The organism is Pseudomonas sp. 910_23 (genome assembly GCF_052850795.1).
Genome location: NZ_VXCZ01000027.1, coordinates 16,539 through 31,251 on the forward strand (window position 1 = coordinate 16,539; position 14,713 = coordinate 31,251).

Consider the following 14,713-nt stretch of genomic DNA (forward strand, 5'->3'; position numbering starts at 1 on the left):
GTCTTGTCAGCTACATGCTTGTTTTCCAGCGGTGTTGTTCCTGCCGTAGTACTCGCGCCAGCAGGGCGCGAGCTTCGGGAAGCACGGAAAGTCTATCCATCATTTGAGGAGCACTTTTCATGAGCACAGCCTATCAAGAAGACATCAGCACCAATGTTCTGCGCCGCATGAAAGAAGGCGGTTTTGATTTTTCGCGTTTTCACCCCATCGAGTTCTACGCCATTTTCCCGGATGAGGAACGGGCGCGCAGGGCTGCGGGTCGATTTCGTGGAGAGTCCCTGAATGCTCAGGTCAGTGCGCGCGATGACGGCGCCTGGTACCTGGAGCTGAGCAAGGTCATGTTCGCCACCTACGACGGTATAGGAGACTTTGAGCAAGACTTTGAAGCGGTGGTCGAGCCGCTCGGCGGCATCATCGAAGGATGGGGCGTCAAGCAGGAGGTGCGTGGGTTACCCATGTAGCACGTGTTATGAGCAGCGCAGCGTATCGGCTGACCTTTGGGTCGGCCGTTTTTGTTTGCAGGGCTGCATATCGCAGTCTTGCGCGCAAAAAAAACCACCCGGACAGGGTGGCGGAAAGGGAAGCTTGAGGAGTAAATCAGTACAACAGGTAACACATTACCGATTGCGCAAAAGCGTTAGCTGTAGGACATATCCTGATCAGCTGATGGAAACGATTATGTGCGGTGTCCGCCGAGCCGTGAAATCAACTCTGACTATGCTGTTGATAGTCAAAACGCGCGTTGCAATGAAGCACCCCACATCACAGCGGGCGTTCTGCGCACCAGGACGGTGCGGCGAAACCGCTGGGTTTATTCAACTCATTGATAACCAAGTGTTTATGTCGATGGCACGGGCCTTGCGAAGGTTCTTGCGTCCCAGTGACAAGGAGTACGGCATGATCCGCACTTATTACGATGAAATGTACGATGGGGCAGGGCAGGTGCGCGCCCATTACCGCGAGTTCGCCCGCTGGCTGGCCGATACCCCTGCCGAACTGCTGGCCCAGCGTCGGCGCGAAGCCGATTTGCTGTTCCACCGCGCCGGCATCACCTTCACCCTCTACGGAGACGAGCAGGGCACCGAGCGCCTGATCCCCTTCGACACCATCCCGCGCAGTATTCCCGCCAGTGAGTGGCGGATCGTCGAACGTGGATGTATCCAGCGGGTCAAGGCGTTGAACATGTTCCTCGCCGACCTGTATCACGAACAGCGCATCATCAAGGCCGGTATCGTGCCCGCCGAACAGGTGCTGGCCAACGAGCAATACCAGTTGGCGATGCAGGGGCTGGATCTGCACCGCGATCTGTATTCCCACATCTCTGGGGTAGACCTCGTACGTGATGGCGATGGCACCTACTACGTGCTGGAAGACAACCTGCGCACGCCCAGCGGTGTCAGCTACATGCTCGAAGACCGCAAGATGATGATGCGTCTGTTCCCCGAGTTGTTCGCCGCCCAGCGCATCGCGCCCATCGACCATTACCCCAACCTGCTGCTCGATACCCTCAAAAGCGCCAGCCCTCTGGATAACCCCAGCGTGGTGGTGCTGACCCCGGGGCGCTTCAACAGTGCGTTCTTTGAGCATGCCTTCCTGGCCCGGGAAATGGGTGTGGAACTGGTGGAGGGCGCGGATTTGTTTGTGCGTGATGATCGCGTGTTCATGCGCACCACCGACGGCCCCAAGGCTGTCGATGTGATCTACCGCCGCCTCGACGATGCTTTCCTCGACCCCTTGGCATTCAACCCCGACTCGATGCTCGGTGTCCCTGGCCTGCTTGCGGCCTATCGCTGTGGCAATGTGGTGCTGGCCAATGCCATCGGCACCGGGGTCGCGGACGATAAATCGGTGTATCCGTTCGTGACAGAAATGATCCGTTTCTATCTGGATGAAGAACCGATCCTGCAGAACGTTCCGACTTTTCAATGCCGCAAGCCTGACGAACTGTCCCACGTACTGGCTAATCTGCCCGACCTGGTGGTCAAGGAAACCCAGGGCTCCGGTGGCTACGGCATGTTGGTTGGCCCGGCGTCCACGACGGCCGAAATCGAAGCGTTCCGTGCGCGTATCAAGGCCAAGCCCCACGCCTATATCGCACAGCCGACCCTGTGCTTATCCACCTGCCCGACCTTCGTCGAAAACGGTATCGCGCCCCGGCATATCGACCTGCGCCCGTTCGTGTTGTCCGGCAAGGAAACCCGGGTGGTGCCTGGCGGCCTGACCCGCGTGGCGCTGCGCGAAGGTTCGCTGGTGGTCAACTCGTCCCAGGGCGGCGGCACCAAGGACACCTGGGTGGTCGAGGACTGATGCCATGCTGAGTAGAACTGCCTCGGATTTGTACTGGATGTCTCGCTATCTGGAACGCGCAGAAAACCTCGCGCGTATGCTGGATGTCAGCTATTCGCTGTCGCTGATGCCCCAGGATGGGCGCGGCGATGGCCTGCACGAACTGGCCATGCCGTTGTTGATCACTGGCACGCTGGAGGATTATCACGAGCGTCATGGCGAACTTCATGCCGAACGGCTGCTGCATTTTTTCGCGCTGGATGCGGCCAACCCGGCCAGCATCTACAGCTGCCTTGGCGCCGCGCGGGCCAGCGCCCATGCGGTGCGTGGGCGTATTACCGCCGACATGTGGGAAAACATCAACGCCACTTGGCTGGACATTCGTGACATCGCCCAGCAAGGGCTGAGCCACTACGGTATGAGCCGGTTTTGTGAGTGGGTCAAGGAGCGTTCCCACCTGTTCCGCGGCGCCACCTACGGCACCATCATGCGTAACGATGCCTTCCGCTTTATCCGCCTGGGTACCTTTATCGAGCGCGCCGATAACACCCTGCGCCTGCTGGATGCCCGCTATGAAATGGCCGGCGACCAGGCGGCGGTCAGCGATGGCACCGCTCACGCGTATTACCAGTGGAGCGCATTGCTGCGTGCGCTGTCGTCATTCGAGGCGTACACCGAAATTTATCGTGATGCCCCAGGTGCCCGGCAGGTTGCCGAGCTGCTGCTGTTACGTGCTGATGTCCCGCGTTCACTGCGGGCGTGCAGTGAAGAGATCGACCAGATCCTCGCCAGCCTGCCCGGTCTCAACGGCCGCCCGGCCCAGCGCCTGGCCGCCGAGATGGATGCGCGCCTGCGCTTTACCGCCATCGACGAAATCCTTGAGGAAGGCCTGCACGCCTGGCTGACCGACTTTATCCCCTTGGTCCGCCAGTTGGGCGACGCCATCTACAGTTCCTACCTGGAGGCGGCATGAGACTCTCCATCAGCCACGAAACCACCTACCACTACGAAGACCAGGTACGTGCCAGCATTCAATACCTGCGCCTTACACCCCACGACAGTGAGCGCCAGCACGTGCTGAGCTGGCAACTTGACCTGCCGCGCCCGGTGCGGGCGCAAGTGGACCCCTTCGGCAACATCCTGCATGTGCTGACCCTGGATGAACCCCACGACGCCATCATCATCGGCGCCCGCGGCCAGGTAGAAATTGATGAGTTGCGCGAGGCCGAGCACGAAAGCCAGTCGCCCTTTCCGTTCCTGCGCAGCACGCGCCTCACCGAGCCCGACGAAGCCTTGCGCCGGTTTGCCGAACAACACTGCCATCAGCGTCGCGACCGCACCGCGTTGATCGACCTGATGCAGGCCCTCAACCAAGCGATGATCTACACGCCAGGTGCGACTGCCGTCGATACCTGCGCCGCCCAAGCCTTCGCGGGCGCGGCGGGCGTGTGCCAGGACCACACCCATGCATTCCTGGCCTGCGCGCGCAGCCTGGGGATTGCTGCGCGGTATGTGTCGGGGTATTTGTACACCGAAGACAGCGCGCACCTGGCCAGCCATGCCTGGGCCGAAGCCTGGCTGGATGGCGCCTGGTACAGCTTTGACGTGACCAACCAACTGGCCCGTCCGGAGCGGCATTTGAAGCTCGCCGTGGGCCTGGACTACCTCGACGCCTGCCCGGTACGCGGTATGCGCCGTGGCGGCGGGCATGAGCAGATGCATGCCAAGGTATTTGTAGCCCCGACCTTGGTTTCCGTGCAGCAGCAATAAACTTCCTGAGCACAGCAGGCCAGATGTGGGAGGCTTAAGGTTGCTGCTTACGCCCCGCCATATGCTGCAAATACCCCACCAGCAAATCCAGCTCGTGGTCTGGCAACACGCTGGCGGCAAATGCCGGCATCTTGGCCTGTGGCCAGTGCCTCAGGCTTTGTGGGTCGCGGATGTAGCGCTTGAGGAAATCGCCACCGAAATACTCGGTCGGGTTATAGGGAATATTCAGGTCCGGCCCCATTTGCGCATCGCCGGCACCATTGAGGCGATGGCAAGCCAGGCAGTTCTTCTGGAATAACGCAAAGCCTTGGTTCACCGGGTCATCCGCCGCCAGCTTCGGGTCGGGCAGCAACGCTGGAAAGCGCTCGGCGACCGTCTGCAATTGCTTGATCGTGGAAATCTGGAAGGGCCATTGTTCCGGGCTGATATGCCCGGCTTGGGGGTTGGTCCACACCAGGTAGAACGGCCCGGCGCTGGGTTTTCCTTGCGCCAGCGCCGGCCACGGATGGGCCGGGTCTTCCACGGCCAGCCAGGCGCGTGCACCGGTTTTTTCCAACAAGGGCGCGGCGGTGAGTTCGGCGGCAAAGCCATCAAGGGCAACGGCTTGCAGGTGGTTCGCAGGCTTCAGGCCCGGTAGGAGTACCGCCAGGGGCACCGCGCGATAGGTCATGTCGCGCTTGTAAGACACGTCGTCGACGATTTGCACGTCCTGCGCCTCGGGGTGCTTGAGCAACTGCGCGGTCTGCCAGGTCTTGCTGGCGTGGTCCAGCTCAATGGTCAATTGCGCAGCCGCAGCGGGTAGGCTCAGCAAAGCAGTAAAAAAAGCGAGGATCAGTTTCAAGGCACAGGCCCGACGATAAATGGCGATAGCGCACAAGATACCCGAAACGCACAGGTAAAAAGACAGCGCCCGCAACGGTAGCGCTAAGCGCAATATCCCGGCAGGTGCTGCCAAACGCTGCTGGTCCGGTGCTGTGGGAGCACGAAGACGGGGTGCTGGATCGTCACCCGATAACCTTGGTTAAATTGGGCAAGATCAGAATCAGTGTGGTGGCGAACAGAATAAGTCCCGCCTGACGTACTTTCGAATGTTTGAACATGGCTGACTGCCTATTTGTTGTTATTCCTGAGCGTCAAATGCGTGCCGGTTTATTTCAGTATCGCGAGATGACATTGCACTTTTCTTACAACTGCTCCAGCAAAACCCGGCAGCAGTGTCCTACAGGTTCAACCTTAGAGCGCCCGATCTTCTTCGCTTAGATCCATTTCATATCAGCTAATCAGCATTTGCGCTAAAAACCGCATGAGGCTTATTGCCATCTTGGCGCGAGCCCTAGGGCTAGACAGCTAAAACGATTAATCAGGCAATTCCCGTAGCTACCTACCGTTCGTCCGAGCGAGGGGGTCAAAAGCAATGAGCGCATCCGTCATTGAAACCGTGTCAATCGGGCCTAAGGTAGGGGGCATACACCCACAGCGGTTCGAGGATGTCATGACCCAAGCTTTGATCTTTGATGCGATACGCACGCCCCGGGGCAAAGGCAAGGCCGATGGTGCCTTGCACAGTGTCAAACCGGTAAACCTGGTGGCCGGCTTGCTCACGGCGCTGGCGCAACGCAGCGACCTCGACACCCGCCAAGTGGATGACATTGTCCTGGGCTGCGTCACGCCGGTGGGCGACCAGGGCGCCGATATCGCCAAGACCGCCGCCCTGGTAGCGGACTGGGACATCAGCGTCGCCGGCGTCCAGGTCAATCGCTTCTGCGCCTCGGGGCTGGAAGCAGTCAACCTGGGGGCAATGAAAGTGCGTTCCGGCTTCGAAGATCTGGTCGTGGTGGGTGGCGTCGAATCCATGTCCCGCGTGCCCATGGGCAGCGATGGCGGCGCCTGGGTGCTCGACCCGCAAACCAATATGCACAGCCACTTCACCCCTCAAGGTATTGGCGCTGACCTGATTGCCACGCTGGAAGGGTTCACTCGCCAGGATGTGGACAGCTTTGCCCTGCAGTCACAACAGAAGGCCGCCAGGGCGCGGGCGGACGGTTCCTTCAACAAGTCGTTGATCGCGGTGCAGGATCAGAACGGCATCGTGCTGCTGGATCATGACGAATTTATCCGCGGCGACTCGACCCTCGAAGGCTTGGGCAAGCTCAAGCCCAGCTTCGAAATGATGGGCCAGATGGGCTTTGATGCTACCGCGCTGCGGGTCTACAGCCATGTGGAACGCATTGACCATGTGCACACACCGGGCAACAGCTCCGGCATCGTTGATGGCGCGGCATTGATGTTGATCGGCTCCGAGGCCAAGGGGCGCGAGTTGGGCCTGCAACCGCGGGCGCGCATTGTCGCCACGGCAGTCACCAGCACCGACCCGACCATCATGCTCACCGGCCCCGCACCCGCCACCCGCAAGGCGCTGGCCAAGGCCGGCCTGCGGGTAGAAGACATCGACCTGTTCGAAGTCAACGAAGCGTTTGCCTCGGTGGTGCTCAAGTTCATCAAAGACATGGGCATCGACGCCGCACGGGTCAACGTCAACGGCGGCTCTATAGCCATGGGCCACCCGTTGGGCGCCACCGGTTGCGCAATTCTCGGCACCTTGCTCGACGAGCTGGAGGTGCGCCAGCAACGCTACGGCCTGGCCACCCTGTGTGTCGGCGGTGGCATGGGAATCGCCACCATCATCGAACGCCTCTGAGCCCAAGGAATTTGTCATGACCGATGCCATTCGTTACGAAAAAGGCCAGGACCAGATCGTGGTACTGACCCTGGACATGCCCGGCCAGAGCGCCAACACCATGAACGCCGTCTACCGCGAAGCGATGGCGGCCACCGTCACGCGCCTGGAAGCAGAAAAGGACCAGATTGCCGGGGTGGTGATCACCTCGGCCAAGAAGACCTTTTTTGCCGGTGGCGACCTCAATGAACTGATCAAGGTCGACAAGGCCCACGCCAAGGATTTCCATGACAGCGTACGGGTGCTGAAAGCGCAGTTACGCCGCCTGGAAACCCTCGGCAAGCCGGTGGTGGCCGCGATCAATGGCGCGGCCTTGGGCGGTGGCTGGGAAATTTGCCTGGCCTGCCATCATCGGGTCGCGCTGGACGACAAGTCCGTGCAGTTGGGCCTGCCCGAAGTCACTCTTGGTCTGTTGCCGGGTGGCGGCGGGGTGGTGCGCATGGTGCGGATGCTGGGTCTGGAAAAAGCCCTGCCGTATTTGCTCGAAGGCAAAAAAGTCCGGCCAGCCCAGGCCCTGCAAGCCGGCTTGATTGATGAACTGGCAGCCGATCGCGAGCAACTGCTGAGCAAGTCCCGAGCATGGATTCTCGCCAATCCCGAGGCCAGGCAACCCTGGGACAACAAGGGGTATCAGATCCCTGGCGGCACGCCGTCCAACCCCAAAGTCGCGCAGATGCTCGCCATTGCCCCGTCGATTTTGCGCAGCAAAACCAATGGCTGTTTCCCGGCACCGGAGAAAATCCTCTGCGCCGCCGTGGAAGGTGCCCAAGTGGATTTCGACACCGCACACCTGATCGAAACCCGCTACTTCACCGAACTGGTGACCGGGCAGGTGGCGAAAAACATGATCGGCACCTTCTGGTTTCAGCTTAATGAAATCAATGCCGGCAGCTCACGCCCACAGGGTTTTGCCCCTCACGTCATCCGTAAGGTCGGTGTGCTCGGCGCCGGGATGATGGGGGCGGGCATCGCCTATGTCAGTGCCTGTGCGGGGGTCGAGGTGGTGCTTAAAGACATCAATCTCGCCGCCGCCGAAAAAGGCAAAGCCCATAGCGCTGCCTTGCTGGACAAGAAAGTCAGCCGTGGGCAATTGACCGCCGAACAGCGCGAAGCCACCCTGGCGCGCATTCACCCTACGCAGGATGACGCTGACCTGGCCGGTTGCGACCTGATCATCGAGGCGGTGTTCGAAGACCGCGAACTCAAGGCCAGGGTCTCGGCCGCCGCACAAAGCGTGGTCGGTGCCGATGCGGTGATCGCCTCCAACACTTCCACCTTGCCCATCAGCGGCCTGGCCACGGCGGTGCCGGACCAAACCAGGTTTATCGGTCTGCACTTCTTCAGCCCCGTGGACAAGATGCCCCTGGTGGAAATCATCAAAGGCACCCACACCAGCGATGAGACCCTGGCCCGCGGTTTCGATTTCGTCCTGCAAATCAAGAAAACCCCGATTGTGGTCAACGACAGCCGTGGCTTCTTCACCTCGCGGGTCTTCGGCACCTTCACCAACGAAGGCATTGCCATGCTCGGCGAAGGCGTGGCCGCGCCGATGATCGAGACCGAAGCGCGCAAGGCCGGGATGCCGGTGGGGCCGCTGGCGGTGTCCGATGAAGTGTCCCTCAGCCTGATGAGCCATATTCGACAGCAAACCGCCAAGGATCTGCAGGCCGAAGGCAAGGCATTGCCGAATCATCCGGCGACAGCGGTGATTGATTTGCTGGTGAATGAATACAAGCGCACCGGCAAGGCGGCGGGCGGCGGTTTTTACGATTACCCCGCCGGTGGCCAGAAGCACCTGTGGCCAGAGTTGAAAAACCGGTTCGAACGGCCCGGCAATCGAATTTCACCCCAGGACGTGCGCGACCGCTTGCTGTTTATCCAGGCCATCGAAACCGTGCGCTGCGTGGAGGAGGGCGTGTTGATGTCCACGGCTGACGCCAACGTCGGTTCGATCTTCGGCATCGGCTTTGCCGCGTGGAGTGGCGGCGCGCTGCAGTTTATCAACCAATACGGGCTGAACGATTTTGTCGCCCGCGCTCGTTATTTGGCCGAAGAGTATGGGGAGCGCTTCTCGCCACCGGCGTTGTTGCTGGAGAAAGCGGCGCAGGGCGGAGTGTTCGTCTGAGCAAAATGTGGGAGGGGAGCTTGCCTTGAGGGTGTATTTCAAGGCAGGCTCTGGGGTGTGCAATATTCCCATCGCCGTGTCAGGTATTTTTTATGTCGCTACGCGTCTGCATCCTGGAAACCGATATCCTGCGTCCAGGCTTGATCGATCAGTACCAAGGTTACGGGCAGATGTTCAAGCGCCTGTTCGCCAAGCAACCGATTGCCGCCGAATTTGTCGTCTACAACGTGGTGCAGGGCGAATACCCGCCGGATGACGAGGTGTTTGACGCGTACCTGATCACCGGCAGCAAGGCCGATTCGTTCGGCACTGACCCCTGGATCCAGACCCTCAAGGCTTATTTGCTCACACGGTACGAGCGTGGCGACAAGTTGCTGGGTGTGTGCTTTGGCCATCAGTTGCTCGCCCTGCTACTGGGCGGCAAGGCCGAACGTGCCAGCCAGGGTTGGGGCATGGGCACCCACGCCTACAAGCTGGATGCCAAGACGCCATGGATGAGCCCCGAGGTGCCGGAGCTGACGCTATTGATCAGCCACCAGGATCAAGTCACCACGTTGCCGGACAATGCCACGGTCATCGCTTCCAGCGAGTTCTGCCCGTTCGCCGCTTACCACATCGGCGATCAGGTGCTGTGCTTCCAGGGCCATCCGGAATTTATCCATGACTATTCCCGCGAGTTGCTGGAGATTCTTCAGACAACCCTGGGTGAGAAGGTCTACACCAACGGCGTGGCCAGCCTGGATCGCGACCACCACGGCGTAACCGTGGCGGAGTGGATGATGCGCTTTGTCGCGCACAAGCCAGACGCTAAAGCCAGCCCGAACGCTTGAAACTGGCCCATAAACCGCCACAGCCCACAGCAATAAACCCGAGCACCGCAAAATAGCCGTAATGCCATTGCAGCTCGGGCATGTTCTGAAAGTTCATCCCGTAAATTCCCGCCACCGCCGTGGGGAACGCCAGGATCGCCGCCCACGCGGCGAACTTGCGCTGCACCACGCTCTGGCGCGACGCCTCCAGCAACACACCTATCTCGATGGTCTGGCTGGCAATGTCGCGCAGGGTGGTGAGGTCTTCCATCTGCCGCGTCACGTGGATTTGCACATCGCGGAAATACGGGCGCATGTTCTTGTCGATAAACGGGAAGCTCAGCTTCTGCAACTCCTGGCTGATTTCCACCATCGGCGCCACATGACGCTTGAGCCGCAGCACGTCACGACGCAGGCCGTGGAGGTGCTGGATATCGCGCTCATTGAGTGAACTGCACAGCACATTGCGCTCCAGCTCATCGATTTCGGCGTGAATCGCCTCGCTGACCGGCTGGTAGTTCTCGGTGACGAAATCCAGCAGCGCATAGAGTACGAAGTCTTCCCCATGCTCCAGCAACAGCGGCCGCGCCTCACAGCGTTGGCGCACAAAGCCGTAGGACGCCGAGTGACCGTTGCGTGCAGTGATGATGTAGCCGTTGCCGGCAAAGATATGGGTTTCGATAAACTCCAGCTTGCCGTTCTCGCGCACCGGTGAGTAGGTGACGATAAACAGCGCGTCACCGAAGGTTTCCAGCTTCGGGCGGCTGTGCTTTTCCATGGCGTCTTCGATGGCCAGTTCATGCAGGTTGAACTGGCGTTGCAGGTTGTTCAACTCCTGGGCGCTGGGCTCTTCCAGGCCGATCCACACAAAGTGTCCGGGTTTGGCGGCCCAGGCCGCGCCTTCATCGAGGGTGATATCCGAGACTTTTTTTCCGGCGCTGTAGACGGCCGCCGCAACAACTCTACCCATGGTGCTGATCACTTCTTATAAGAGGACAGATGTTGGGCAGCTTAGCCTGAATGGCGTTCCGTTGTTGCTGACTGATATTGCCCATTCCCTTGTGGAGCGAGCTTGCTCGCGAAGATCATCAACGATGACGCAGCGCTATCAGATGACCCGCGTCGCTTACACGGTTTTCGCGAGCAAGCTCGCTCCTGCAAGTTCACGGTCCATTGTTTCAATGCATGCGGTCATTTGCGCATGACAGTCCAGCATCAATTGAGGGATGTCATCTACTGTCATGCCAGTGGTAGGAATCGGCGGCAACGACCGTATCAGCACTTCCCCGCTGTTCCAGCGGTTGAGCTGCATCTGCGTCACATAGTTGCTCACACACACCTGCACGATAGGCACGCCGGCCGCAATCGCCATATGAAACGCACCTTTCTTGAACGGCAACAGCCCTTTACCCAGGTTGCGCGTACCTTCCGGGAACACCCAGATCGACGTGTCCTTGTGTTGCAAGGTCTGGGTGGTGGTGAGCATGGCGCGTCGGGCCTTGTGCGCATTGCCGCGGTCGATCAGCACATTGCCCGCCAGCCAGAACAACTGGCCGAACAGCGGCACCCATTTCAAGCTTTTCTTGGCGATGCATACGGTGCGGTGCGGCACTACATTGCCAAGTACAAACAGGTCGTAGTTGGACTGGTGGTTGGCGATCACCACACAGGTGCCGGGCTTGTTGCGCAGCGAGTCGACATCCGTCTTCACCTTCAGGCGCAAGATCCACATGGCTGGCAATGCGTAAAGACGGGCGCAGAGGCGGCTGTTGTCCGGATTGAATGGCCGGCATACCCCTAAAAGTACGCCCAATACCCCTGCGATCATAAAGTGCAGGCCCATCAACAACATACGTAACAGAAAAAGCATCGAAGCGGCCCATCGGGACAAAAGGTGGCGCAGTGTACGGATGTGCACTGTATTCGGCAATTGCCCCTACAGAGGTGGGAGATAGGCGATGTTTAAGCGCATGTTTCCACATATGCCCACAAAGGCCGGCTAGAGCGGCTACGGATATGTCGGATTCATTTGTAAGAAAAAGCCCGACACTAGGTCGGGCTCGGGTAAGACGGATGTAGGTGTTAACTCAGATTGTGGCCCTGATCCTGGATGATCGCATCATCCAGGGCTTCCAGCAGTGCGCGGCGCACTTTCAACTTGGTGTGCTTGTGGGCATTCATATTGATCTTCTTCAACTGACGTGCCGCTTCCAGGGCGGCTGCGTGCAATTCCTCCGGTGCCACCACCTTATCGAGGAAGCCCGCTTGCAAGGCGCCTTGGGGGTCAAACATCTCGGCATTGATCACTGACCGATGGAACGCCGACTTGCGCAGCCGATCCCGCGCCAACTCGATACCGGCATGGTGCATGGTCATGCCAATCGCCACCTCATTCAAACCAATGCTGAACGGGCCTTCGACGCCGATACGGTAATCGCCCGACAACAACAGGAACGCGCCCTTGGCTACCGCATGGCCCGGGCAAGCCACAATCACCGGGAACGGGTGCGCCAACAAGCGCCGTGCCAAGGTCGAGCCCGACGTCACCAGGCTGATTGCCTCTTTGGGGCCGGCGGTCATTACCTTCAAATCATAACCACCCGACAAAATCCCCGGCGTGCCCGTGATGATCACCACCGCCCGATCTTTCTCGGCCTGATCCAGCGCAGCATTGAATTCACTGACCACCGCCGGAGAAATGGCATTCACCTTGCCGTTGCTCAGGGTCAGGGTCGCGATACCGTCTTCGAAGTGGTAGGCAATCAACTCACTCATGACGCGGTTCCTTGTAGGGTTTGTTATAGAGGTAGATGCGCAGACGTTACTCACCACGCCCGCGCTGGTAAAGCGCCGTGACTGACTACCCAGTCAGGCTTTTCCCGCCTCCCCAAGGGTAGACGGCCCGCAGCAGGGCGCAGCAACCGTTCCAGACGCCTGCCGCCGGTGCCCGAGAATGGCACAATCATCACCCCTTGCCGGGCGGGGAATGGCATAACCGTCTAACCGCATGAAAATTCTGAAAAAAACCTTTGCCATCAGAAAGGCTTTCGACTACATTAGCGCGCCTCGACAGACTGAACTGGTTTGCCGAGATACGGTGAAGTGTCCGAGTGGCTTAAGGAGCACGCCTGGAAAGTGTGTATACAAGAAATTGTATCGAGAGTTCGAATCTCTCCTTCACCGCCACATTGCTAAGCCCTTGATTCCTTTAGGTTTCGAGGGCTTTTTGCGTTCTGTCCCAGGCTAAACCCACTTTTTGAGTACACCGAGTGGGTACACCAATGGCTCATATGGCTACACCATGGAAAGACCCAAGGACTGGGGTTTACTACCTCAGACGTAAGGTTCCCAAAGATCTGCAAGAGACCCTCGGGGAGCTCTACAAAAGGTCCTTGAAGACCAAAGACCTGACCGAGGCAAAGCCTTTATTTGCCGGTGCCTGGGTTGCCTCTGAAGAGACGTTCGCTCTAGCTCGTGCTCAGCTAAAGGGCGGCACTCTATTGAACTCCAAAGACGTTCAGCAGTTAGCCTCCAGATGGTTCACTGAGGAGCTCTCACGCATGGAATCCTCTGGGGACTTCACACCTTATCTGATCATTGATGAGGAGGAAGGCGCTAGTGGTCTACGTGGGATCCTACAGGACTCATCTACGGTAACTGGGATTGTCAGACCTTTCATAAGTCAGGCCCTGTCTGCCCATAAGCTCCCGCCAGTTCCAAGTAGCTCACCACTCTACGGCCAGTTGTCCGAAGCCTTTACCTCCCATCTGCTGAAGCTCTCGGATATAGCCCTGGCTCGTCATGGTGGTAACTGGACGGTTAAAGCCGATGTGCTTCCTAAAGAGCCTCTGACGGTGGAGATTAGGTCTGATAGCAAGGCTCTATCGGAGATCTTTAATCAATTCAAAAAAGATAAGCTGGCTTCAGAAGGGTCTACACGTACAGCGCTGAAGACTGTTGATGAGTACCAAGCGGTAGTAACCAAGTTCATTGAGCTCTTCGGGGATCTACCGGTTCACCTGATAGACCGGCAAGTGGTTCAGGACTACCGGATGGCTCTCCAGCAAATGCCAGCTAAGGGTGAGGGTATCCGGGGCATGACTGCTCGTAAGCAGATTGAGGTAGCTCAGTCTCTGGGACTACCTACGCTTCAGGCTGCGACCATCAAGACCAGGTTAAGAGTCCTGTCAGCAGTCCTTGGATTTGCACTCAACCTGGGACATCTTCAGGAGAACCCAGTGGTGGCCTCTGGAGTTGCTAAACGTCTTGCTAAGTCGGTCGCTAAAGGGGCTGGCTCCAGAAGACGGAAGGATTACTCCAGAGAGGAGCTGAAGAAAATATTCACCAGCCAGCTATATACAGAAGAAGGCTGGTCCCCACCCATTAAAGACCTCGGGGAGGCCCTTTACTGGATACCCTTGTTGGCCGTCTATACGGGTGCCCGCAGGGAAGAGCTGACGCAGTTGTTTGCGCGGGACATCAAGAAGAGTCCTGAGGGGATTCACTATGTGAGCATCCTAGGGACTCTCGATGATGACGAAGATGATGGACGGACGGTTAAAACAGAAGGCTCCCGGAGATCCGTACCTCTTCACCCAGACCTGATCGCACTTGGTTTCCTGGAGTATGTAGATGGTCTCCCACCGGGCGGTCAGCTATTCCCGGCGCTTAAGCCAAACAAGGAAGGCTGGTACGGGAAGATCTACGGCAAACACTGGGGGATCTACCTACGGACGGTAGCCAAGCTGGATAGCCCTGCATCCCCAAGCCACGGCTTCCGCCATGCTTTCAAGACCCTCTGTAGGTCATGCGGGATCCCTGAGGATGTCCATGATGCCTTTACGGGGCACTCTGGAGGTGCCAGTAGGGAAGCCTCGGGAAGCACGGTGAGCCGTGACTACGGGACAATGCCCCTGGAAAGGCTGGCCCAGGAAATACCAAAGTTCCCAAGTATCGCTAGGGAAGCTGGGCTGCTTTGACAGGGCT

12 protein-coding genes and 1 tRNA gene are annotated in these 14,713 nt (G+C 58.8%); 9 read left to right on the forward strand and 4 right to left on the reverse strand.

The window, feature by feature from the left end; all coding sequences use genetic code 11:
- Positions 1-119: 119 nt before the first annotated feature.
- From FW800_RS25360 to FW800_RS25375, 4 genes are all read left to right on the forward strand, one after another.
- Positions 120-461 (forward strand): ribonuclease E inhibitor RraB, encoded by a 342-nt coding sequence (locus FW800_RS25360; protein ID WP_005790456.1) that lies wholly within the window; start codon positions 120-122, stop codon positions 459-461.
- 436 nt (positions 462-897) lie between these two features.
- The gene (locus FW800_RS25365) at positions 898-2,307 is read left to right on the forward strand and encodes a circularly permuted type 2 ATP-grasp protein (protein WP_005790454.1); all 1,410 of its coding nucleotides are present in this window, start codon (positions 898-900) and stop codon (positions 2,305-2,307) included.
- A gap of 4 nt (positions 2,308-2,311) precedes the next feature.
- Positions 2,312-3,259 carry an alpha-E domain-containing protein gene (locus tag FW800_RS25370; RefSeq protein ID WP_005790452.1) on the forward strand — a complete coding sequence of 316 codons (948 nt, stop codon included), beginning with the start codon at positions 2,312-2,314 and terminating at the stop codon, positions 3,257-3,259.
- Positions 3,256-4,056 carry a transglutaminase family protein gene (locus FW800_RS25375; protein ID WP_005790450.1) on the forward strand — a complete coding sequence of 267 codons (801 nt, stop codon included), beginning with the start codon at positions 3,256-3,258 and terminating at the stop codon, positions 4,054-4,056. The genes FW800_RS25370 and FW800_RS25375 overlap by 4 nt, the downstream gene beginning before the upstream one ends.
- A gap of 34 nt (positions 4,057-4,090) precedes the next feature.
- On the opposite strand, the gene FW800_RS25380 is transcribed toward FW800_RS25375, so the two are convergent.
- Positions 4,091-4,897, reverse strand: coding sequence for a c-type cytochrome (locus FW800_RS25380; protein ID WP_078822079.1), 807 nt, complete (start codon positions 4,895-4,897; stop codon positions 4,091-4,093).
- 651 nt (positions 4,898-5,548) lie between these two features.
- Between FW800_RS25380 and FW800_RS25385 the strand changes: the two genes are divergently transcribed.
- The 3 genes from FW800_RS25385 (at position 5,549) to FW800_RS25395 (ending at position 9,748) form a co-directional block, all read left to right on the forward strand.
- Positions 5,549-6,754, forward strand: coding sequence for an acetyl-CoA C-acetyltransferase (locus FW800_RS25385; RefSeq protein WP_032879889.1), 1,206 nt, complete (start codon positions 5,549-5,551; stop codon positions 6,752-6,754).
- Between the two features lie 16 nt (positions 6,755-6,770).
- Entirely contained in the window at positions 6,771-8,918 is a 2,148-nt protein-coding gene (locus FW800_RS25390; RefSeq protein WP_446438701.1) for a 3-hydroxyacyl-CoA dehydrogenase NAD-binding domain-containing protein, read from the forward strand.
- 92 nt (positions 8,919-9,010) lie between these two features.
- Positions 9,011-9,748, forward strand: a complete 738-nt coding sequence (locus FW800_RS25395) for an amidotransferase (RefSeq protein ID WP_446438702.1) — start codon at positions 9,011-9,013, stop codon at positions 9,746-9,748.
- On the opposite strand, the gene FW800_RS25400 is transcribed toward FW800_RS25395, so the two are convergent.
- The 3 genes from FW800_RS25400 to FW800_RS25410 all read right to left on the reverse strand — a co-directional run bounded on the left by FW800_RS25400 (position 9,726) and on the right by FW800_RS25410 (position 12,502).
- Positions 9,726-10,697: a magnesium and cobalt transport protein CorA gene (locus tag FW800_RS25400; protein ID WP_032879893.1), complete on the reverse strand. Its 972-nt coding sequence runs from the start codon at positions 10,695-10,697 to the stop codon at positions 9,726-9,728. The genes FW800_RS25395 and FW800_RS25400 overlap by 23 nt on opposite strands.
- 156 nt (positions 10,698-10,853) lie before the next feature.
- Positions 10,854-11,597 (reverse strand): 1-acylglycerol-3-phosphate O-acyltransferase, encoded by a 744-nt coding sequence (locus FW800_RS25405; RefSeq protein ID WP_103733607.1) that lies wholly within the window; start codon positions 11,595-11,597, stop codon positions 10,854-10,856.
- A 212-nt stretch (positions 11,598-11,809) separates the two neighbouring features.
- The gene (locus FW800_RS25410) at positions 11,810-12,502 is read right to left on the reverse strand and encodes a crotonase/enoyl-CoA hydratase family protein (protein ID WP_148852835.1); all 693 of its coding nucleotides are present in this window, start codon (positions 12,500-12,502) and stop codon (positions 11,810-11,812) included.
- A gap of 321 nt (positions 12,503-12,823) precedes the next feature.
- Between FW800_RS25410 and FW800_RS25415 the strand changes: the two genes are divergently transcribed.
- Both FW800_RS25415 and FW800_RS25420 read left to right on the forward strand, forming a co-directional pair.
- Positions 12,824-12,913 (forward strand) — tRNA-Ser (locus FW800_RS25415).
- 104 nt (positions 12,914-13,017) lie between these two features.
- A complete protein-coding gene (locus FW800_RS25420) occupies positions 13,018-14,706 on the forward strand; it encodes a DUF6538 domain-containing protein (protein WP_446438703.1) in 1,689 nt (562 codons plus the stop codon).
- The last annotated feature ends 7 nt before the right edge of the window (positions 14,707-14,713 follow it).

Excerpts from the sequence above, each read along its gene's own strand:
- FW800_RS25400 (WP_032879893.1), bottom strand. The coding sequence starts at position 10,697 with ATGGGTAGAGTTGTTGCGGCGGCCGTCTACAGCGCCGGAAAAAAAGTC.
- FW800_RS25395 (WP_446438702.1), top strand. The coding sequence starts at position 9,011 with ATGTCGCTACGCGTCTGCATCCTGGAAACCGATATCCTGCGTCCAGGC.
- FW800_RS25410 (WP_148852835.1), bottom strand. The coding sequence starts at position 12,502 with ATGAGTGAGTTGATTGCCTACCACTTCGAAGACGGTATCGCGACCCTG.
- FW800_RS25390 (WP_446438701.1), top strand. The coding sequence starts at position 6,771 with ATGACCGATGCCATTCGTTACGAAAAAGGCCAGGACCAGATCGTGGTA.
- FW800_RS25365 (WP_005790454.1), top strand. The coding sequence starts at position 898 with ATGATCCGCACTTATTACGATGAAATGTACGATGGGGCAGGGCAGGTG.
- FW800_RS25405 (WP_103733607.1), bottom strand. The coding sequence starts at position 11,597 with ATGCTTTTTCTGTTACGTATGTTGTTGATGGGCCTGCACTTTATGATC.
- FW800_RS25420 (WP_446438703.1), top strand. The coding sequence starts at position 13,018 with ATGGCTACACCATGGAAAGACCCAAGGACTGGGGTTTACTACCTCAGA.
- FW800_RS25370 (WP_005790452.1), top strand. The coding sequence starts at position 2,312 with ATGCTGAGTAGAACTGCCTCGGATTTGTACTGGATGTCTCGCTATCTG.
- FW800_RS25385 (WP_032879889.1), top strand. The coding sequence starts at position 5,549 with ATGACCCAAGCTTTGATCTTTGATGCGATACGCACGCCCCGGGGCAAA.
- FW800_RS25375 (WP_005790450.1), top strand. The coding sequence starts at position 3,256 with ATGAGACTCTCCATCAGCCACGAAACCACCTACCACTACGAAGACCAG.
- FW800_RS25360 (WP_005790456.1), top strand. The coding sequence starts at position 120 with ATGAGCACAGCCTATCAAGAAGACATCAGCACCAATGTTCTGCGCCGC.